The sequence below is a fragment of the Ruegeria sp. SAZA006 genome (assembly GCF_059613465.1).
Map to the genome: position 1 here is coordinate 495060 of NZ_JBXWSO010000004.1, position 20195 is coordinate 515254.

Below are 20195 nucleotides of genomic sequence, written 5' to 3' on the forward strand. Positions count from 1 at the left end.
CCTCCGAAACGGGTATTGGGTCACGCCGGAGCCGAAACCGATTCCGGCGGCAGCAGTTCGGTGGTGATATGCGCCGAATTCTCAAGCGTGCGGTGCACGGGGCATTTGTCGGCGATTTCAAGAAGTTTGGTCCGCTGGGCGTTGTCCAGCGGTCCGTCCAGTCGGATCTTGCGGCGGAACTGGTCGATCTTTCCATCCCCCGCCAGCCCCGCGTCCTGCGCGTGCACCTTGTTGTGACAGACATCCACGCTGATCCCGGTCAGGGGCCATTGCTTGCGTCGCGCATACATGCGGATGGTCATCGAAGTGCACGCCCCAAGCCCGGCAGAAACGAAGCCATAAGGCGACATGCCGCGATCGGCCCCGCCGTAAGAGGCCGGCTCATCTGCTACGGCATGATGGCTTGGACCTGATTGAATGTCCTGAAGAAAACCGCCCGGGTCCACCTCGGTCACGCGCACCACGCCTTCGGGCGCGCCCGGCGGCGGGGCGGGCGGCGACAGCGGCACATAGCGGGATACCCATGCGGCGATGACGTCAGCGGCGTATTCTGCATCCTTTGGACGGGTGATCAGGTGGTCTGCGTCATCGAGCGTGACAAAGCTTTTGGGGTGCTTGGCGGCCAGAAAAATCGTGCTGGCATTGTCGATGCTTACGGTTTCGTCGCGCGGCGCATGCAGGATCAGCAGCGCGGCCTTCAACTCGGCAATCGAGGGTGTCAGTTTGGATTCAGAGATGTCGCGCACAAACTCTCGACCGATGCGGATGGGGCGCCCACCCAGCAGAACTTCCGCGCTGCCATCCTGTTCGATCTGGCCCCGCGCGTCTTCAAAGTGATGAGCCACATGGCCGGGGTCGGCCGGGGCGCCGATCGTGACCACCGCCTTGACCGAGGGGATTCCGGCCCGCGCCCGCAAGACTGCGGCCCCGCCCAAAGAATGCCCGACAAGCAGGTCGGGCGCCATGTTCCGGTCCGCAAGAAACTGCGCAGCGGCGATCAGATCCTCAACGTTCGAAGTGAAAGTCGTGTTGGCGAACTCGCCTTCGGAATGGCCCAGCCCGGTGAAGTCGAACCGTAGAACGGCAAATCCCATCGCGGCCAGCCGCGCGCTGATGCGCCGGGCCGCGGGAATGTCCTTGGAGCAGGTAAAGCAATGCGCAAACAACGCAGTTGCCAGCACCGGCCCATCGGGGAGATCCAGCCGAGCAGCCAGTTTGCCACCATCGTGACCGGAAAATGTGACGCGTTCTGTGGGCATGTCGGGTCCTCAGGCTGTGATGCTAGGCGCAATACTGTGAACAAGGCAGTGCAGTCTCAACCCTTGTGACAGGACCGTCACGGGAAGGTGAGAGCGCAGGCGGTGACCGTGAGGCGCCCTTTGTCCGGGAAGTGATCACAATTTGTGAATTCTAAGCGAACAACAATTCGTTTTTACAATGATTCAAAAGCTCCCATGTTCGGCCTAACCGAAACAAAGGATCAAGGAGCGCGGAGATGACACATTCGACAAACGCAGCGCATTTCGAAGCTGTACAGGTCGGTACGGCGGTTGCTGTCCTTCTGGCCACGGCCATCGGATTTGCCGCCGGACTGCACTGGCCCCAAGACACGTTTTCACCGGGCGCATCGGCAGAGCCGGTGCTTGAGGATTGGCACGGAAATGTGCGTCGCTCTCACTGGGCGGATTGAGACCTAGTCGAGCCCCATAAGCGCGGAATCGAACGGATAGCGGGTCAGGTTCTCAAAGCCGTCTTCGGTGATCAGAACCTGATCTTCCAGCTTGATCGAGAAATCGCCGCCGACTTCGCCCACGGCGGCCTCGACGCACAGCACCATGCCGGGTTCCAGCGGATAATCATATGAGCCTGGCACCGCCTTGTCGGGATAGGCCACCAACGGCCATTCATCACACAGGCCCACGCCATGCATCAGGCAGCCGTATTTCTGCGCCTGGAACTTGTCGTCCAGCCTGTGGCAGTTGGCGGTCAACTCGGGGATCATCACGCCGGGCTTCAGCATGCCCATGTTGGTCATGATGTGCTCATGCGCGTGCTGCATGGCATAGACCATGTCGGGCCGGGGTTTTTCATCCCCGATCCACCAAGTGCGCGAGATGTCGACGCAAATGCCGTAGCTGCCGATCAGATCGGTGTCAAAGGCGATGATTTCATTCTTCTGAGTGATCCGCGGCCCGCATTCCTGAAACCACGGGTTGGTGCGCGGCCCCGAGGCCAGCAGGCGCGTTTCGATCCATTCACCGCCGCGCTTGATGTTTTCGGCGTGCAGAACGGCCCAGATGTCATCCTCGGAGGTCTTGCCATCACCAACATAGGTGCGGGCGAACTTCTCCATCTCGGCCACGGCGGTTTCGCAGGCGTGGCTGGCGCAACGCATGGCAAGGATCTCGTCAGGGCCCTTGATGGCGCGGGTCTTTTCGGTGACTTCCTCGCCCTCCATGATCTCGAAGCCCTGCGCCTCGAGCGCGCGGAGGCCGTGCAGCATGATCTTGTCCACCGCCAGCCGGGTGTGGCCGGGGGCGTGGTCTTGCATCAGTATGCGCACCTCGTTGGCGAACACGTCCGCCTGTACGTCCACCTTGTCGCCCCTGTCGAAATAGAACAAGTCCGCGCCCGAGCGCTGTTCCCGCACCAGCGGGTTGAATTTCGACAAAAAGGGCGAGTTCTTGTAGTCCCAGATCACCATGTAGCCATCGGCGCACAACAGCACCGCCCGGAACGGGTTGTGTGTGTTCCACAGCTGCATGTTGGTGCTGTCGGTCGCATAGCGGATGTTGAGCGGGTCGAACATCAGCAGCCCGCCATAGCCCCGATCGACGATCGCCTGGGTCAACCGCTTCCAGCGATATTCGCGCATCCGGTCCAGGTTGGGCAACTGCAAACCGGCGGCGGCCCATTCGTTGAATGCAAGTTGGGTGGGGCCGATCTCGATCCGGTCATTGTCGTTCGGCGTGCCGTCGCCCAGCGTCGCGCCGCGGCTGGGGTCGATCTTGCGGGTGTCTCGGTAGTGGTGGTTCACGGCGCGCCTCCCTGCTTGCCGGTTCAGCCTGAAGGGGCAGGGCGGCCCCGTCTGGGTGAATTGCGACGATTTGCCAGTCGCTTTTTGACCGACATGGCCTGTTTTGAGTGCTAACCCAACGCCATGACAGTCATTCTGCAACAGACACTGCCCTACGATCCGACCCAACAGCGCCCGCTGCCGGGGATCGCGCCGACCACGATGGAGGACTGGCTGCATCGCGATGATGCCTTTGCCGCGCAGATGCGCCACCGCCAACAACTGCTTGAAACCCGCCGGGGCGACGTTCTGGCGCTGGACGCGCAGGCGCACCCGGCCGCCGTCGAACTGCTGGATCTGGTCTTGGCGCAGGCCTATCCCGAGGCGACCGACACCGCGCAGCGCCCGGACGGGGTCGCTGTGCCGATTGACCGCGACACCCCTTTGGATACGCTTTGCCTTCTGGCGCAGGAGGATTTCTGCATCCTGCAGAAACAGGGCGACGAGCATGTACTGACCGGTGCCATCCTGTGCTTTCCCGCCAGCTGGCGTCTGTCCGAGAAATTCATGCGCCCGCTGATTGCCATTCACGAGCCGGTCGACAGCTATGACCCCAACATCGCGCGCCGGGTTCAGCGCCTGTTCGACGGGATTCAGGTCGACCGGCCTTTGTGGCGGTTCAACGCGCTGTGGTATGACGATCCCGAACTGCACCAGCCCCGAAGCGCCAGCGCCCCGCGCGAGATCCGTGACAGCGGTACCACCCGTTATCTACGCAGCGAGCGGCAAACGCTTTTGCGGTTGCCCGAGACACGGGCCGTGGTGTTCTCGATCCACACCTATGTCGTGTCGGTCGAGTATCTGCCAGAAATGGAAAACCCCGCCTGATGGCGGGGCCTCCAAGGAGGGTCTTCTGGTAATTCAGTTACAGTCCGATCGCATTGGCGACATCGGCAAACGCACCACTTGAGTTCAGCGACACGATGGCGACCGTATAGGCCAGGACCTGAGTGTTCAGGCGAAAGTCTTCGCCCCGGATGAGGTTCACAGCGGCCATCGACAGAGCGATCGGGGCCGACAGGCTGGCAACGGCACCGGTCAGGGCCCAGCTGGTCAGTCGCAACGCGTCACTGGGCCGGTCGTCATCGCCATCCGTCGCGGCCGGTGCATCGGAAACGGGTGCGTTGGCCTCGTCGGAACGGAAGGCGATGCTGAGCAATTGCTCATCGGTCAATTGAATCGGGCGAGGCGGCTTTGCCGGTGCTTTGACGGCCTCGTGGTCATCAGTTGCTGCGGGCTCAAGGCCCGCAAAAGGTCCGCTGACCGCCTCGAACGCCTCGCGGCGGTTCCGCTGCTTGCGTGGCATCAACGAGTCAAACGCGCCCATGAACTGTTCGATCGTCAAAACGGTTTGCGGCGACAGCCATTCCACTCGTTGCGTCGAGCAGATGTCGACCATCCGATACAGCATGACGACAAGCATCAACTCGGAAATCTCGGGATCATCCATCAGGCCTGAAACAGGCGAGACCGAAATCACCAATCGGTTGCGCGGGCGTGTCGCCGATGGACGCACCATGGTCTTCAGACCAACCGTACGGTCCAGACGCCCATAGCGGTCGCTGGTCTCCCGGGGTTCGGACTCGAGGGTCAAACGGACAAGGTACTGGCTGGACACGATGGTTGCCTCGGTCTGGCTCAGCAGGGTCTTGCGTTCCACAAGATGCCCGTAGTCCTCAAGAGTTGCCACCACGATATGGCCGAACCGCTCCAACGCGCCGTTCGTGTCGCCGTTGAATTGCAGGCCACCGTGGTATCTGTGCTTCGTGGTCACAGTCTTGCCCTCTGCCGTACGAATACTGAACCATCACTCTAGTCGGTGATGAGGGTCAAATTTTGACCATATTGCAAAAAAATGAATTTTTACGACGATTGATTACGCTTTGGAAACCAAGAAATTAGAGCTTTCCACCCGACACTGTGGCAGCAATGTGGCGGAATTGAGTGCGGTGGCCCGGTTGCCGACAAAGCCTCAGTTGTCGATTCGAGCGGCCATGATCGCAATTGATTTTTGGTAAACCGATGCGGCGTTCCATTGCTGTATCACCGCAAAATTCGGTTCGCCGGGTTGATAGCCCCGGCCGGGTTTCCACCCTTTCTGCCGAAGAAAATTTGCGGTTGAGGCCAACGCATCCGTCATGTTGTAGAAGTCCACGCGCCCGTCACCCGTGGCGTCCACGCCATAGGTCAGAGCATTGCCGGGCAGAAACTGGGTGTGGCCCAACTCGCCATGTTTTGCCCCTTTTGTTGCCACCGTGATCGCCCCCTGATCGACCAGTTTCAGCGCCCCGATGGCATGGGGAACAAAGAAGTCGGACCGTCGACAATCGTAGGCCAATGTTGTGATTGCGGAAACAACCTGGCTGTCGCCCATGAAGTTTCCGAACCCGGTTTCCATGCCGTGAATGGCAATCAGAACGCCGGCCGGGACACCATACTGACGCTCCAGCGCCGCGTAGAATCCCGGGTTTCGGGCCTTGCGCTTGCGCCCCTGGGCCACGATCGTATCGGCCCCTCGAACCTTCATGAACTTGTCGAGGGAGTATTTGAAGCTTTTCTGCCCCCGATCCGCGGCGATGGTCCGTGTGGCGTATTGGGTTTGCGCCAGAGCCTGCAGCCCTTTTTTCTTTACTCCGGCTTTGCGCGCCTGCTTGGCAAAGTCGGCCTTCCAGGCTTCAAAACCAGCGCCTGTGTTCCCGCAGGGAGCGGACTGCGCCGCCACGGGGGCACTCAGTGCAATGAAAACGGACAGGACCGTAAGGCGCATGGGGACCTCCTGGAAATCAGGGCAGGGTGGGTGCGATAACGTACAGGGCTTTCAGGGCCTCGCTGGGTTCAATCCCGGGCAGTGCGGCGCGAAAGATCTCTTCCATCGTGCCTTGGGCATACATATGCGACAGGATCTCATCGACCATAAGGCGAAAGTCATCGTCGCCGCGCGCAAGGGCCAGACCTTGCTTTTCAATCGTCAGAATCTCTTGCGAGATTTTGAAGTCGTCCTTCAATCCGGCTGCCAAATAGTTGACCAAAAGAATGGATTGGTCGGCGAAATAGGCGTCGATCTCTCCGTCCCTCAAAGCCTTGATCCCGTCGGGATGTGAGGCGAACCGAACAAGCTTTGCCTCGATCCCCGCTGATCCGAACGAGTTGAACACGGCTTCTTCGGTGGTCGTGCTGCTGCGCATGCCGACTTTCTTGCCGGAAAGCGACGCCATCGTGACATCCGCATCTATCGGCAGCAAAACCGATGTTCCGTCTACGAAGATCGGGATCGAAAAATCGACGGTTTCCCGCCGCGACAGGGTTATTGTCGCCGCGCCGCATAACAGGTCGATCTGGCCAGAGGCGACCATGTCAAAGCGCGTATCCGACTGCACCGGAATGAATTGTGCGGTCAGGTCATCCGCACCCAGTCGGCTGGCGATGGCTCGGGCAACCTGGTCGCAGATCATCACGGACAGCCCGTCCGGACGCTCCTTGTCGTTGATGAACGAAAGCGGGGCAGCATCCGTGCGAAACCCAAACCGGATTTCGCGTGTTTCTTTGATCCGGTCGATCGTCTGCGCAGCAGCGCCCGAAACAAGAAGTGCAGCGGAAAGGGTGAGGGCGAGAAGGCGCATGAATAATCCTGATAATTGAATTGATCTTCAGCCTAGCGGCAAAGGCGCCTGTCACAAAGGGAAATATGGGGACCCTGCGGCACTGAAAAGGGGCGCCCGACAGGACGCCCCCAAGGTCTTTTCATTGGACTTCCGACCGGGGTCAGCAGCTGTAGTACATGCCGTACTCGACCGGGTGCGGGGTGTGTTCGTAGGTTTCGACCTCTTCCATCTTCAGCGCGATGTAGCCGTCGATCTGGTCCTTAGTGAACACGTCGCCCTGCAGCAGGAAGTCGTGATCAGCCGCCAGGCATTCCAGCGCCTCGCGCAGGCTGCCGCAGACGGTCGGGATACCGGCCAGTTCTTCGGCGGGCAGATCGTACAGGTTCTTGTCCATGGCTTCGCCCGGATCGATCTTGTTCTTGATGCCGTCCAGACCGGCCATCAGCAGTGCCGCAAACGCCAGGTAGGGGTTTGCCGACGGATCGGGGAAGCGGGCCTCGACGCGCTTGGCTTTCGGCGATTCAGTCCACGGAATACGGACACAACCCGAACGGTTACGAGCCGAGTAGGCGCGCAGAACCGGCGCTTCAAAGCCCGGGATCAAGCGCTTGTAGCTGTTGGTCGACGGGTTGGTGAAGGCGTTCAGGGTCTTGGCGTGCTTGAGAATGCCGCCGATGAACCACAGAGCTTCGTCCGAAAGATCGGCATATTTGTCGCCTGCAAACAGCGGCTTGCCGTCCTTCCAGATCGACATGTTGACGTGCATACCGGTGCCGTTGTCGCCTGCGATCGGCTTGGGCATGAAAGTGGCCGACTTGCCGTAGGCGTGTGCGACGTTGTGGATGACGTACTTGTATTTCTGCAGCTCGTCCGCCTGCTTGGTCAGGCTGTCGAAGATCAGGCCCAGCTCGTGCTGGCACGAGGCCACTTCGTGGTGGTGCTTGTCGACCTTCATGCCCAGACGCTTCATGGTCGACAGCATTTCCGAACGCAGGTCCTGCGCCTCGTCGATTGGGTTCACGGGGAAGTAGCCACCCTTGACGCCCGGACGATGGCCCATGTTGCCCATCTCGTATTCGGTGTCGGTGTTCCAGGATGCATCGGTTGCATCAACTTCGTAGGACACCTTGTTGATGCTGTTCGAGAAACGCACGTCGTCGAACAGGAAGAACTCGGCCTCGGGGCCCATGTAAGTCACGTCGCCAACGCCCGAAGACTTCAGGTAGGCTTCGGCCTTCTGCGCGGTGCCGCGCGGGTCACGCTCATAGGCTTCGCCGGTATCGGGTTCCACGACCGAGCAGTGCAGGCAGATTGTCTTTTCCGCATAGAAGGGATCGACATACGCGCTTTCAGTATCGGGCATCAGTTTCATGTCCGATGCTTCAATCGACTTCCAACCGGCGATGGACGAACCGTCGAACATGAAGCCTTCCTCAAGGAAGTCTTCGTCGACCTGGTCGGCCATGACGGTCACGTGCTGAAGCTTGCCACGCGGATCGGTGAAGCGGATGTCGACATACTCGGCACCCTCGTCTTTGATCAGCTGAAGAACTGCGTCCTTGCTCATTACTATGTTCCTCTAGATTGCAGAATTGGTATTACAGCGCGTCCGAGCCGGTCTCGCCGGTCCGGATGCGAATGGCTTGTTCAACGGACGAGACAAAGATCTTGCCGTCCCCGATCTTGTCGGTCTTGGCGGCCGACACGATGGCTTCGATGGCCGCGTCGACCTGATCGGCATCCAGAACGACCTCAACTTTGACCTTGGGCAGAAAGTCCACGACATATTCCGCACCGCGGTACAGTTCGGTGTGTCCTTTCTGGCGGCCGAAGCCCTTGACTTCGATCACGCTGAGGCCCTGGACGCCAACGTCCTGCAGGGCCTCTTTCACTTCGTCCAATTTGAACGGCTTGATGATCGCTTCGATCTTTTTCATCCGGGCTCACCTCGCATGGTTGTCAGAATGGCAGTGATCACGTCTAAGATCGGACGGCAATGCGATTGCCGAATTGACCGTCTGCTGGTGAAGGGATTCTGGGCGGTGGGTCAATTTTTAGGCAAGTTGCACAAAAAGTAACCAGATTTGAATCGTGCGAGGGTTTCGGATGCCAAAACTGCTGACTTCGTCCCAGATGAGGGCGGCCGAACGCGCCGCAATCGAATCCGGGTTTGTCACCGGCCTTGAGCTGATGGAGCGCGCAGGTCGCGGGGTGGTCGAGGCCGTCTTTGAAACCTGGCCTGACCTGGCGGCGGGGTCAGGGCGGGCCGTTGTGTTGTGCGGGCCGGGCAACAACGGCGGCGACGGTTTTGTGGGTGCGCGCATTCTGAAAGAGTGGGGGTGGGTCGTGGACCTCTTCCTGTTGGGCGACCCCGAGAAGTTGCCTGCAGACGCGCGGGCGAATTATGAGCGCTGGTGCGCGATGGGTTCGTGCCATGCGCTGTCCGATGACGCGCTTGATGCCTACGCCGCGGCCCGTTCGGATACTGTTCTGGCGGTAGATGCCTTGTTCGGAACCGGGCTGACGAGACCGGTAGCCGGGCTGCCACGGACAATGCGTAAATTGGGCCAGTGGAAAGCGTCACAGTCGGAAGGTGGTTGCCCACGTGTCGTTTGTGTGGACATTCCCAGCGGCCTATGCGCGGACAGTGGTCGGCGTCTGGTGTCAGAGGGATTTGCCCCCGAAGATTGCGCCGCTTCGGCCAACCTGACGGTGACGTTTCATACCGCAAAGCCGGGCCATTATCTGGCCGAGGGACCAGAATGCTGTGGCAGGGTGTCCGTTGTCGATATCGGTCTGCCGGCTCTGTCAGTTGAAGAAACACCAGATGGCCGGCCGAGCGTGTTGCTGGACCCGGAAAATCTGCCTGATCTGCAGAAATCGGCTTTCGATCACAAATACGGTCACGGTCATGCACTGATCCTGACAGGCGATACCGGTAAAACTGGTGCTGCGCGATTGGCTGCGCGCGGGGCATTGCGCGTAGGTGCTGGTCTTGTCACGCTGGGTGTCCCTCCCGCCGCATTGCAGGAAGTTGCCAGCCAAGTCACCGCGGTCATGATTGAGCAGATCGAAGGCGCGGATGGGCTGGCCATTGCATTGCGGGACCAACGCCTGAACGCGCTGTGCCTCGGGCCCGGATTGGGCCTGGACAAGGCTCGATCGCTGGTCCCCGTGGCATTGGAGTCCGGAAGGGCAACCGTGCTGGATGCCGACGCTCTTTCGGCATTTGCCGAGGATCCGGCGTCACTGATGGCGATCCTGCATGAAAACTGCGTCCTGACACCGCACGGCGGTGAATTCGCCCGTCTGTTCCCCGACATCTCGGCCAAGCTTTCCTTACATCCCGAGGATGGACCGGCTTTCTCAAAGGTTGATGCCGTGCGCGAGGCGGCCGGCAGGGCAGGGTGCGTGGTTCTTTTCAAGGGACCGGACACTGTGATTGCGGGGCCGGACGGTCGGTGCTCGATCCATTCAGCCCACTATGATCGGGCCGCGCCGTGGCTGGCGACCGCAGGCGCGGGCGACGTGTTGGCGGGTTTATTAACCGGGCTGCTGGCACGTGGATTGCACCCGCTGAAAGCGGCCGAAACCGCCGTCTGGCTTCACGTGGAGTGTGCGCGCGCTTTTGGCCCGGGATTGATCGCGGAAGACCTTCCCGAGCAACTGCCCGGTGTGCTCAAGCGTCTTCAGGTATGAAGTTCTTGCGTGTTCCCAAGGCGCAAGGCTAGAATATCGGCAGGTTTTTGCTGTCAAGACCGCGCAAATGCATAGCGAGTGTTTGCCAAACGCATGGCCGGATGGCAGAATTCTCTTGCGGGCCGTCTGAAGCCTGTGCACGTTTGTTGTTAAAATATTGATAACACGGACATTTTGCTTTGCTGCCACTTTGTCTTTGTGGCGGATTTGCAATGATCGAGCTGAATGGCGTAGGGGCCTCTGGAACCGGACAGTTCCACTGAACATCTGGGCAGTACCTGAAACCCGAACCTTTCATGGTGAGTGCTATGACATTGAATATCAAACTCTCCTCAGTCGCCGCTGTTCTTGCGGCCACCACGGCCATCCCCGCCGCGGCAGAGCTGAAATACGAGAACAACAGCGGTGGCTATGTTCTGCTGTATGGGCAGTTCAACCCGGCAATCATCTCGGTTGACGACGGCCAAGAAACCGATACCCGCCTGCTGGACAACGACCTGTCCAACAGCCGCGTCGGCCTGAGCCTGATGCAGCCGTTTGGCCAGAACGAATTCACCTTCCGCTTTGAAACCGCGCTGGGTCTTCCGAACTCCAGTGAGTGGAACCAGTTGGGCACCGATTTCAGCGGCTGGACCCGGGAAGACATTCGTCACGTGGATTTTGCGCTGAAAGGTGGCTGGGGTAAATTCTCGGCCGGTCAGGGCAGCATGGCGTCTGACGGTGCAGCGGAAACTGACCTGTCTTATGTCGGCACCGCGCTGTATTCGTTCACCAACGATGAAAACTCGGGCTTCTTCTACCGCGGAACCGACGGAACCCTCAGCGACATCACCGTCGGCGACTCCAGCAGCAACTTTGACGGTGCGCGCCGTGGCCGCGTGCGGTATGACACGCCGGATTTCAGCGGCTTTTCGGCCAGCTTCGCCTATGGTCAAAACATCCTGTCCAGCAGTGATGACGACGACTATTACGACGTTGCTCTGAACTACAACAACACCTTTGCAGGTGGCATCGAGTTCGCGGCAAGCGTGGCCTATGCGGTGCGTGATTTCGACGACGGTTCGGGCGACCGTGAAGACACGATCGGCTCGGCATCGGTACTGCTGCCCAGCGGCTTCAGCTTCACCGCTGCTGCCGGTACCCGAAACAACGTGTCAGGCGAAAGCGATCCCAACTTCTGGTACACAAAAATCGCCTATGAGGATAATTGGGTGTCCTGGGGCAAGACCGGTATCGGCATCGACTACTATGATGGTTCCGATTTCAATACGGACGGCTCCAGCACCGAGTCCTGGGGTATCGCAGTGGTGCAGCGCATCGACAGCATCAACACCGATGCCTACCTGAAATATCGCAACCACGACTTCAACGACGGGACGTCGTTTGACAAGAACGAAGCTTGGGTCCTGGGGGCCCGCTGGAAGTTCTGATCCCGACGTTGTTTTGAATTCATGGCGCCCCGGCTTTGTCCGGGGCGTTTTTTGTAGGGCAGGGTGGCAAAACAAGGCCAATCTGGCACCTTGCCCCTTGCCCTTCGGCGGCTAGGCAAATAGAAGGCGTCAAATTTGCCCGGCGCGCCCGTTTTGCGCGCCCCGAATCCTATGGGGACTACCAGAATGCAGGTTACCGAGACGCTGAACGAGGGTCTGAAACGCGGCTACAACATCGTTGTCACCGCCGCCGAGCTGGACGAGAAGGTCAATGAGAAACTGATCGAAGCTCAGCCGGAAATCGAGATGAAAGGCTTCCGCAAGGGCAAGGTTCCCATGGCACTGCTGAAGAAGCAGTTTGGCCAGCGCCTGTTGGGCGAAGCAATGCAGGAAACCATCGACGGTGCGATGAACAAGCACTTCGAAGACAGTGGTGATCGTCCGGCGCTGCAGCCTCAGGTCAAGATGACCAACGAAGACTGGAAAGAAGGCGACGACGTTCACGTCGAAATGTCCTATGAAGCCCTGCCGGAAATCCCCGAAGTTGACCTGAAATCGGTCGAGCTGGAGAAGCTGGTCGTCAAGGCGGACGACGCGGCCGTGGAAGAAGCCCTGCAGAACCTGGCTGAAACCGCTCAGGATTTCAAAGCCCGCCGCAAGGGATCAAAGGCGAAGGAAGGCGATCAGGTCGTCATCGATTTCGTCGGCAAGGTTGACGGCGAAGCCTTCGAAGGCGGTTCGGCCGAGGATTACCCGTTGGTGCTGGGCTCGAACAGTTTCATCCCCGGTTTCGAGGACCAACTGGCTGGCGTGAAGGCTGAGGAAGTCAAAGACGTCACCGTTACCTTCCCCGAGGAATACGGTGCCGAGCACCTGGCCGGCAAAGAGGCCGTGTTTACCTGCACCGTCAAAGAGGTGAAGGAACCTGTTGCCGCCGAGATCAACGACGAACTGGCACAGAAGTTTGGCGCTGAGGATCTGGCTGCGTTGAAGGCGCAGATTGCCGAGCGTCTGGAAGCCGAATACGCGGGTGCGTCGCGCGCGGTGATGAAGCGCGCGCTGCTGGACGCGCTGGACGAGAAAGTGTCGTTCGACCTGCCGCCGACCCTGGTCGAAGCCGAAGCCAAGCAGATCGCGCATCAGCTGTGGCATGAAGAAAACCCCGAGGTGACCGATCACAACCACGATGAGATCGAGCCGACCGAAGAGCACAACAAACTGGCTGAGCGCCGCGTGCGTCTGGGCTTGTTGTTGGCCGAGCTGGGCCAGAAGGCTGAAGTCGAAGTCACCGACGCTGAGATGACCCAGGCGATCATGAACCAGGCTCGCCAGTACCCGGGTCAGGAGCGTCAGTTCTTCGAGTTCGTTCAGCAGAACGCTCAGATGCAGCAGCAACTGCGCGCGCCGATCTTTGAGGACAAGGTTGTGGACTACGTGGTCGAGCTGGCCAAAGTGACCGAAAAGGAAGTCAGCAAGGAAGAGCTGCAGAAGGCAATCGAAGCCCTCGAAGAGGAATAAGCCGCGTTTTCAGGTCGGTCCGGGTGCCGCCGCACCCGGCCGGTCAAACGGCGATTGTCCGGACAGAAAGAAATGAAATCAGGCCCTCTTCGGAGGGCCTTCTTTGTTGCTGCCGAGAACCGGAACGTATGCGTCAGCGGCGGATCGGTTGCCAAAATTAGAGCGGAGCCGCCTGGAATGAGACGGCTCCGCATGGGTGGCTTTTGGACTTATGAGGTGAGGGGGTCAGGCCTCATGAGCAAAAGCACGGGGGGTTTGCAACAGAGCGGTTTTCTGCTCTGGGGTAAATCGGTCCGACAGGCTCTCGATCAATTTGAGTACGGCCTGGACCTCTTCTTTCGTCGTCGCAGCATGCATCTGCTCGACGAAGTATTTCTCAAGATCGGTCAGTGGCTGGTGGTCAAGATTGGCGGCACCGGCCTGTGCCATCTTGGCTTGATGACCCGAATTGAACAGTTCGAGCGCCTTATCGTCGGTCAGGAACACGTCGTAGTCGATACTCGAATACTCGCGGATCGATTGGATACGCTCGTCCGAGCAATCCATCAGAGCGGCCATTGCGACCACTTTGCCCATCGGCTTGGCCGTTCCGACATAGTCGTACGGAGCATTTCCGGACCGTTGCAGCACCCGGTTCATAACCGGATCAATGACCGCGACCGAGTCGAGCACTCCAGCTTCCTGGGCGTATTCGAATGACCCAATCATGACCTCGCTGGTCACGTAGGATACGGAATTTTTGCCACGTCCCCGGCCGAGCCGTTTCGTGTCGACGCAGAACCGCGTGGCCTCCCAGACCTGGGCGCTGCGGATTGGCGGCTCGCCATCAAGGATCGAGCTGAACACATCGGCCAGCATGTGCGGGCCGGTCGTCTGCAAGAGGCGCATGCACCCAACGACGTCCCCCTCGTCGTTGATGCTGACCACGTGTGCAGGATTGAGCGAGTCGAACTGATCGAATTCGCGCCCGTCCTGGATGTTCACTTCCCAGCCCAAGCGATCCCCGAACACGCGTGCGCGCAGCTTGAACATCTCATCCAAGACGTCTTTGAACTTATGCTGGTTGATGCCATCAATAACGATGATCATTCCATCCCCCTACAGTTTGGTTACCGTAAGGAGCAGATTAACCAAGTTTCGAAACAAGACTATTGGGGATATCCCGTATTTTTCTGCCTTAATTGTTAACCGGGGTAAATTAACCCCAGACCAATGGCACGGCCGATCGCCTGGGCGGTCGTGAGTGCGCCCAGTTTCTCTCGTCCGGAACGCATATGCACCTCGACCGTCCGGTGCGAAATGCACAGAATGTCCCCGATATCCTGCTGGGACTTGCCCTCGGCGACCCATTGCAAGATTTCTTTTTCGCGCGAGGACAGGGTCGGAAGGTATAGAGCCTTGGCCAAAAGGCCAGATTGCATGACGGTGTCATGCGCGTGAACCGCGGCCATCTGCAGGTCGCCCATCACGTGCTTTTTAAGCTTTTTCCATTCCTCGTCCGTGCAATCCTTGGTCACGCTGAGCAAGCCAGTTTCGCCATAAGGTCCCCGAACCGGAACCGTCAGGCCGCGGTCGGTGATCCCGAAGTCATGAGCGTCGCGGAAAACCGCGTTGAACTTGTCGTCGTGATTGAAGCGGCCCCAGTCCACCGGCGCGATGCTGAGCGCCGACTGATATAGGGTGGGATCAAGGTGATGGTAGCCTTGCGTGGCGTAGTGGATCTTCCACTCGTCCGGGTAGTTCGCGTAACCTTGGACGTCACCATTCACGGGATGGGTCGTCGCATAGGACGCATAGTCGAACCCAAGTTCGTTGCAGACAGAATTGATGATGTCGTAAGCCGACCGTTCATCATGATCAATTGTGGCCAAGTCAATAAGTTTCACTCGTCCAACCTTTGTCCCTACGGCATTTCCCCAGAAAAATACCGTATCTGCCCGTATCACAGCCTACGTTGCGTCAATCTGAACAGATTGCGCAACCCATTTGTACATATCACATGGAGTTATTGAGTGCTAATGGCAACAGACAACCTCCGGATTATTTCGTCCTGTGAGGTATTCTCGGTCAAATTGAATGCTGTATAGACCGGGGTCGATTGCCCCGTTCAAGCTATTCGGACCGCAAGCCAGTTTCAACCAGCATTCCGCGAGCCTTGGCTTCGGGGTAGTACCCCTTTGCATAGAGGAAGATCGCGCGCTGCTGGTCGCCGTCGGCCAACATCCATGCGCCGCGAAGATACTTGCCCGCATACTCCAGGTTGGTGTCAGCATCCAGAAGACCTTTGGCGTCGCCCTTGTAGCCCATCGAACGAGCGGTGGCGGGAAGGATCTGCAACAGGCCGTAATATGGCCGGTTCGTCGCCCAGGGGCGATGCGTGCTTTCGCGGATCGCCAGCTTATGGACTAACTCTCGCGGAAGTTCGTAGTGATCAGCCCATTTGTTGATCGATTCGCGCAATTCGGGCGTTTCGTTGGGGTGGAGCGGCGGCTCGAATGCCTGTTCCTTCGTCGCTTTGCCAGATGGGTCGCTGCAGGCGGCAATCGGGGCAGCCAGAAGCACTGAAAGCATTATTCGACGCAGGACCTTTGCCATGCAACTTCTCCGGATTGTTACGCGGCTGGATGATACGAAAGTGGCCCGGGGTCGCAAGTCCGGCGCGCTGTGGTGGCCAAAAATTGCCAGTCGAAAGAAAAAGGCCGCGCAATGCAGCGCGGCCTTTGAGATTTACAGACCTGATCGGATCAGGCTTTGGGTTCGTCTTCCTCGGTCGAAGCATCGGCGGCAACCAATTCTTCGTCTTCCGAAGCGGCCGAGCCGATGTCGTCGAACAGTTCCGCGATTTCGAAGTCTGCGGCGGCCTCTTCTTCAGCGGCCAGTTCCTGGATCGACTTGCCCGATGCCTGAAGCTCGGCTTCTTCTTCCGAGCGGGCAACGTTCAGTTTGATTTCGACCTCGACTTCGGGGTGCAGTTTGACGGAAACCGTGTGCAGGCCCAGCTCTTTGATAGGCGAGACCAGAACGACCTGCTTCTTGTTAACGGTGAAGCCCGCAGCGGTTGCGGCATCGGCTGCGTCACGCGGGGTGACCGAGCCGTACAGCGCGCCGGCGTCCGATGCCGAGCGAATCACGATGAACTGCTGACCGTCCAGCTTTTCAGCCAGAGCTTCAGCTTCTTTCTTGGTTTCCAGGTTGCGGGCTTCCAGCTGTGCTTTCTGGGCTTCGAACGAGGCGATGTTGGCCTCGGACGCGCTCAGCGCTTTGCCTTGTGGCAGCAGGAAGTTGCGGGCGTAGCCGGGCTTGACGTCGACGACATCGCCCATCTGACCCAGTTTCGCAACGCGTTCCAGAAGGATAACTTGCATATCAGTCTCTCCTCACTTCACGGCGTAGGGCAGCAGGGCGAGGAAGCGGGCGCGCTTGATGGCGCGGGCCAGTTCACGCTGCTTCTTTGCCGAAACGGCGGTGATGCGCGAAGGCACGATCTTGCCACGCTCGGAAATGTAGCGCTGCAGCAGACGGGTGTCTTTGTAGTCGATCTTCGGCGCGTTCTCGCCCGAGAACGGGCAGACCTTGCGGCGGCGGAAAAACGGTTTTGCGGCCATGGTTTGGTGTCCTTTCCTCAGGCGTTGATCAACGGCGCTCGCGGCGGCCATCGCGCTCATCGCGCTTCTGCATCTGGACCGAGGGGCCCTCGGGATGCTCGTCGACCTTGATGGTCAGAACGCGCATCACGTCTTCATGCAGGCGCATCAGGCGCTCCATTTCCTGAACGGCGCCCGACGGTGCGTCGGTCTTCAGGAAGGCATAGTGGCCCTTGCGGTTTTTGTTGATCTTGTAGGCCATCGTCTTGACGCCCCAGTACTCGCTGTCGACGATCTTGCCGCCGTTGTCAGCCAATACGGTGCCAAAGTGTTCGATCAGGCCCTCGGCCTGCGCGTTGGACAGATCCTGACGCGCGATCATTACATGCTCATACAGTGGCATGTTCACTCCTGTTTATATCAAGGCGCATTTCATAGGCGGGGCCAGTTCCCTTCGCGACCCTGCCACGAGAGGCTGCGCGGTTCATGCGTATAGCGAAGGATGGCCCCGTATACACGTTTCTGGATGGGGGGCAAGCCCTGCCATGAATGCCTTTCTCACGCCGCCCAATTACCTTTGGGCTGCCCAAATCCTGACGCTTTTCGGCTTGAGGTTGTTTGCAAGCCCGGCGTTACCCGGGGGGTCTCAAGAAACTTGGACAGGGCAAAAGCGATGGCCGTCATGAATACGAACACATTTCAACAGTCCGCAGCCGGCGCAGCATACGACAAATCCGTGCCCGTGCTTATTTCCTTTGCACCGAACTGGAAGGCCCGGTTGGTCCTGTTCCGTGTGCTGGGTGCATTTCTGATCGTATCGGCCTTTTCGATGTGGCTGATGCCGGGTTCGGTCATCGGTGCCGACGTCTGGACCATCAAGCTGGTCGCGTCGCTGATGTTCCTGATCCTCGGGGTAAGCCTGCTGACCATCGAGGTTCTGGATCCGCGCCCCGACGCATATTTCGACCCGATCCGCCGCGAAGTTCGGGTGCTGCAGAAGAACGAAAACGGGCGTCCGCAGACCGTACTGCGCCGCAGCTACGATACGCTGGGCGGAGCCCGGTTCGTGGACAACCAGGTTGAACTCTTTGAAGTCGATGGCAGCCTTCTGATGAAGCTGCCGCTGGAATCGGCGGATGTCAGCCGAGCGCTGAAAGGGCAACTCAGCGGAAGCGTAACAATTTTCGCCTGAATTTTATTCTGTTCATTGAGGAACAGAATTTGTGAGAGAATGAAGGTTGTGTGCCGCCCATGGGCGGCACATCTTCGTTTTGGAGCAACCCAACCGGTTTGCGCTTGGAAAACTTTCGGAGATTGTCATGAAATCCACCCTTATTGCAGCAGCACTTGCCACGGCGGCGACCTCGGCCATCGCGGCCCCGGAAAAATACGTTCTGGACCCGAGCCACAGCCAGGTTGTTTTCAGCTACAACCATCTTGGCTTTTCGACCACCACCGGCATGTTCTCGGGATTCGAGGGCGAAATCATGTTTGATCAGGAAGATCCAGCAGCGTCGAGCGTGACGGTTTCAATGCCCGTGGTCGAGATGATCACCGGCTGGAAACCCCGTGAAGATCACTTCATGTCCGAGGATTTCTTCGCGGCGACCGCCGAGGAAATGGTGACATTTACCTCGACCTCGATTGAGGTGACGGGTGAGAACACCGCAAAGATCACTGGGGACTTGACCTTGAATGGTGTGACCAAGCCGGTGGTGCTGGACGCCAAGCTGAATCAGGTCGGCGAGCATCCGATGGCGGGCAAGCCTTGGGCCGGGTTCGATGCCACCACCACCCTGGTGCGCAGCGATTTCGAACTGGGCAAGTTCGCGCCTTTCGTCGGAGATGAAGTTGCCATCGCGATTTCGATCGAGGCGCAGAAGGCCGACTGATCCGGGCTTCAGAACTAGAGAAACCGCCGGTGGCCGATGCCCCGGCGGTTTTTTCGTGTTGTCGGCTTACTGAGCGTTGCGTGTTGCCGTCAACTCGACCGAAACGGTGACGGCGAAGGCCAGCGAATCCTCTTTCGGCATCGATTGGCCAACCCCGAAGTCGAGGCGGTTGAGGTCCATCGTGCCGGACATTTTGGCAGTCTCGCCTTGGATGTCCAAAGAGAAAGGCAATACAACGTCCAGTGTTTGATCGCGGATGGTCAGCGGACCCCTTGCTTCATACCCCGTCTCGGTTTTGTAGATCTCCGCATCGAATTGGGCCGTCGGGAATTGCGCCTTGTCGAAGAAATCAGCCCCCATGGCCTGATCCGTCACCGTACCCAGGCTCAAAGATCCGATAGAGACCGTGACCTCTACCGACCCGGCCGGACCGGGTTCGACGGGGTCGTCAAAGGTGATTGCTGCGGTCCAGTCTAAAAACTGGCCGATAACAGGGCTGCCCAACTGTGTGATCGTGATGGCAAGCGTGCCTTCTTCCACCTGCCAATCCGATTGAACTGCCGCCAACTCGGCCGTTTCAGCCTCGGCATCAGGTTTGTCTGAAAAACTGCCGGTCAAAAGGCCGGCTGACAGAAGTCCAACCCAGACAAGCCCAGCAGCGGCGGCGGGAACCATCGAGTGCTTCTGTTCCGGCGGAACCGGCGCAGCGGACGCCCCGAGCAACATTCGCCGTAGCGTGCTGTCCTTGTCGATGACGTGGTGTTTCAGTGCTCCGGCGATGTGCAGGGTCAAAGCTGCGACGAGAACCAGCATGAAAAGCCAGTGCAGCGTTGCCATCACCTCGGCCAGATGCTCGGACTTGGGCACTAGAGGCAGGTTTTGCCCAAATGGCCAAAGGATGGGCGCAAAGCCTTCGGTAGCAGCGTGGTCGATCCAACCAGACAGCGGAACCAGAACCAAGGACCCGTACAGCAACCAGTGGACCGTTTCGGCCGCAAAGGCCTCGGGCTTGTTGTCGGCGTTCAGCAGTCCAGGCTTGGTTTGGGTGAGCGACCAGAGAATGCGTGCCAGCGCAACGAAGAAGACGGTGATCCCTACGGTTTTGTGCAGGGAAAACAGCCGAGCGGCTCGGGCAAGATCGGCCTCGGTGGTGGGGATGGTGGGGTCATAGATTGCATGGGCCAGGTTGTTGGCGAACCACCCTAAGGGCAAGGCGGTGAAGATCAACAATGCGGTCAGCCAGTGGAATGTCTTGGTCACGCTGCCATAGCTGACATTGGTGTTGGTTAGGGACATTGATCTTGCGCTCCGAGTTTTCCGCTGTGGCCAAGGTAACCGCGTGACGCACATAGACAATAGCGTGTGGCGCACAGACCCGGTGCCGTCACGCAGAG

The 20195-nt window shown here is 59.0% G+C and carries 21 protein-coding genes; 7 read left to right on the forward strand and 14 right to left on the reverse strand.

What is annotated here, in order from left to right; translation table 11 throughout:
* Positions 1-20 precede the first annotated feature (20 nt).
* Entirely contained in the window at positions 21-1259 is a 1239-nt protein-coding gene (locus AC2FNZ_RS05160; RefSeq protein WP_496839748.1) for a bifunctional alpha/beta hydrolase/OsmC family protein, read from the reverse strand.
* Between the two features lie 236 nt (positions 1260-1495).
* Here AC2FNZ_RS05160 and AC2FNZ_RS05165 point away from each other — a divergent pair, with 236 nt between their 5' ends.
* On the forward strand, positions 1496-1690 hold the full coding sequence (locus tag AC2FNZ_RS05165) for a hypothetical protein (RefSeq protein WP_141138468.1): 195 nt from the start codon (positions 1496-1498) through the stop codon (positions 1688-1690).
* Between the two features lie 3 nt (positions 1691-1693).
* On the opposite strand, the gene dddP is transcribed toward AC2FNZ_RS05165, so the two are convergent.
* Positions 1694-3037, reverse strand: coding sequence for a dimethylsulfonioproprionate lyase DddP (gene dddP, locus AC2FNZ_RS05170; protein WP_496839749.1), 1344 nt, complete (start codon positions 3035-3037; stop codon positions 1694-1696).
* 123 nt (positions 3038-3160) lie between these two features.
* Between dddP and AC2FNZ_RS05175 the strand changes: the two genes are divergently transcribed.
* On the forward strand, positions 3161-3904 hold the full coding sequence (locus AC2FNZ_RS05175; RefSeq protein WP_496839751.1) for a heme-dependent oxidative N-demethylase family protein: 744 nt from the start codon (positions 3161-3163) through the stop codon (positions 3902-3904).
* Between the two features lie 37 nt (positions 3905-3941).
* On the opposite strand, the gene AC2FNZ_RS05180 is transcribed toward AC2FNZ_RS05175, so the two are convergent.
* The 5 genes from AC2FNZ_RS05180 to AC2FNZ_RS05200 form a co-directional block, all read right to left on the reverse strand.
* Positions 3942-4850 (reverse strand): hypothetical protein, encoded by a 909-nt coding sequence (locus tag AC2FNZ_RS05180; protein ID WP_367646345.1) that lies wholly within the window; start codon positions 4848-4850, stop codon positions 3942-3944.
* Between the two features lie 198 nt (positions 4851-5048).
* On the reverse strand, positions 5049-5843 hold the full coding sequence (locus AC2FNZ_RS05185; RefSeq protein ID WP_496839752.1) for a lytic murein transglycosylase: 795 nt from the start codon (positions 5841-5843) through the stop codon (positions 5049-5051).
* Positions 5844-5859: 16 nt separating this feature from the next.
* A complete protein-coding gene (locus tag AC2FNZ_RS05190; RefSeq protein WP_496839754.1) occupies positions 5860-6696 on the reverse strand; it encodes an amino acid ABC transporter substrate-binding protein in 837 nt (278 codons plus the stop codon).
* A gap of 142 nt (positions 6697-6838) precedes the next feature.
* On the reverse strand, positions 6839-8245 hold the full coding sequence (gene glnA, locus AC2FNZ_RS05195) for a type I glutamate--ammonia ligase (protein ID WP_496839755.1): 1407 nt from the start codon (positions 8243-8245) through the stop codon (positions 6839-6841).
* A gap of 31 nt (positions 8246-8276) precedes the next feature.
* Entirely contained in the window at positions 8277-8615 is a 339-nt protein-coding gene (locus tag AC2FNZ_RS05200) for a P-II family nitrogen regulator (RefSeq protein WP_093962420.1), read from the reverse strand.
* A 169-nt stretch (positions 8616-8784) separates the two neighbouring features.
* Here AC2FNZ_RS05200 and AC2FNZ_RS05205 point away from each other — a divergent pair, with 169 nt between their 5' ends.
* The 3 genes from AC2FNZ_RS05205 to tig all read left to right on the forward strand — a co-directional run bounded on the left by AC2FNZ_RS05205 (position 8785) and on the right by tig (position 13325).
* Positions 8785-10377 carry an NAD(P)H-hydrate dehydratase gene (locus AC2FNZ_RS05205; RefSeq protein ID WP_496839756.1) on the forward strand — a complete coding sequence of 531 codons (1593 nt, stop codon included), beginning with the start codon at positions 8785-8787 and terminating at the stop codon, positions 10375-10377.
* 308 nt (positions 10378-10685) lie between these two features.
* The gene (locus AC2FNZ_RS05210) at positions 10686-11807 is read left to right on the forward strand and encodes a porin (RefSeq protein WP_170338049.1); all 1122 of its coding nucleotides are present in this window, start codon (positions 10686-10688) and stop codon (positions 11805-11807) included.
* 186 nt (positions 11808-11993) lie between these two features.
* On the forward strand, positions 11994-13325 hold the full coding sequence (gene tig, locus AC2FNZ_RS05215; RefSeq protein WP_170338051.1) for a trigger factor: 1332 nt from the start codon (positions 11994-11996) through the stop codon (positions 13323-13325).
* A gap of 225 nt (positions 13326-13550) precedes the next feature.
* Here the strand turns inward: tig and AC2FNZ_RS05220 are convergent, their stop codons facing one another.
* From AC2FNZ_RS05220 to rpsF, 6 genes are all read right to left on the reverse strand, one after another.
* A complete protein-coding gene (locus AC2FNZ_RS05220; RefSeq protein ID WP_222456842.1) occupies positions 13551-14414 on the reverse strand; it encodes an acyl-homoserine-lactone synthase in 864 nt (287 codons plus the stop codon).
* A gap of 95 nt (positions 14415-14509) precedes the next feature.
* Positions 14510-15211, reverse strand: a complete 702-nt coding sequence (locus AC2FNZ_RS05225; RefSeq protein WP_170338055.1) for a helix-turn-helix transcriptional regulator — start codon at positions 15209-15211, stop codon at positions 14510-14512.
* 226 nt (positions 15212-15437) lie between these two features.
* The gene (locus tag AC2FNZ_RS05230) at positions 15438-15920 is read right to left on the reverse strand and encodes a lytic transglycosylase domain-containing protein (RefSeq protein ID WP_170338057.1); all 483 of its coding nucleotides are present in this window, start codon (positions 15918-15920) and stop codon (positions 15438-15440) included.
* A gap of 149 nt (positions 15921-16069) precedes the next feature.
* Entirely contained in the window at positions 16070-16690 is a 621-nt protein-coding gene (gene rplI, locus AC2FNZ_RS05235) for a 50S ribosomal protein L9 (RefSeq protein WP_496839757.1), read from the reverse strand.
* A 12-nt stretch (positions 16691-16702) separates the two neighbouring features.
* Positions 16703-16930, reverse strand: coding sequence for a 30S ribosomal protein S18 (gene rpsR / locus AC2FNZ_RS05240; protein WP_005608650.1), 228 nt, complete (start codon positions 16928-16930; stop codon positions 16703-16705).
* A 28-nt stretch (positions 16931-16958) separates the two neighbouring features.
* A complete protein-coding gene (gene rpsF, locus AC2FNZ_RS05245; RefSeq protein ID WP_093962413.1) occupies positions 16959-17312 on the reverse strand; it encodes a 30S ribosomal protein S6 in 354 nt (117 codons plus the stop codon).
* 279 nt (positions 17313-17591) lie between these two features.
* Here rpsF and AC2FNZ_RS05250 point away from each other — a divergent pair, with 279 nt between their 5' ends.
* Both AC2FNZ_RS05250 and AC2FNZ_RS05255 read left to right on the forward strand, forming a co-directional pair.
* Positions 17592-18101 (forward strand): hypothetical protein, encoded by a 510-nt coding sequence (locus AC2FNZ_RS05250; RefSeq protein WP_254920134.1) that lies wholly within the window; start codon positions 17592-17594, stop codon positions 18099-18101.
* 127 nt (positions 18102-18228) lie between these two features.
* Positions 18229-18801 (forward strand): YceI family protein, encoded by a 573-nt coding sequence (locus tag AC2FNZ_RS05255; RefSeq protein WP_093962996.1) that lies wholly within the window; start codon positions 18229-18231, stop codon positions 18799-18801.
* Positions 18802-18867: 66 nt separating this feature from the next.
* On the opposite strand, the gene AC2FNZ_RS05260 is transcribed toward AC2FNZ_RS05255, so the two are convergent.
* Positions 18868-20097: a cytochrome b/b6 domain-containing protein gene (locus AC2FNZ_RS05260; RefSeq protein ID WP_496839758.1), complete on the reverse strand. Its 1230-nt coding sequence runs from the start codon at positions 20095-20097 to the stop codon at positions 18868-18870.
* Between the last annotated feature and the right edge of the window lie 98 nt (positions 20098-20195).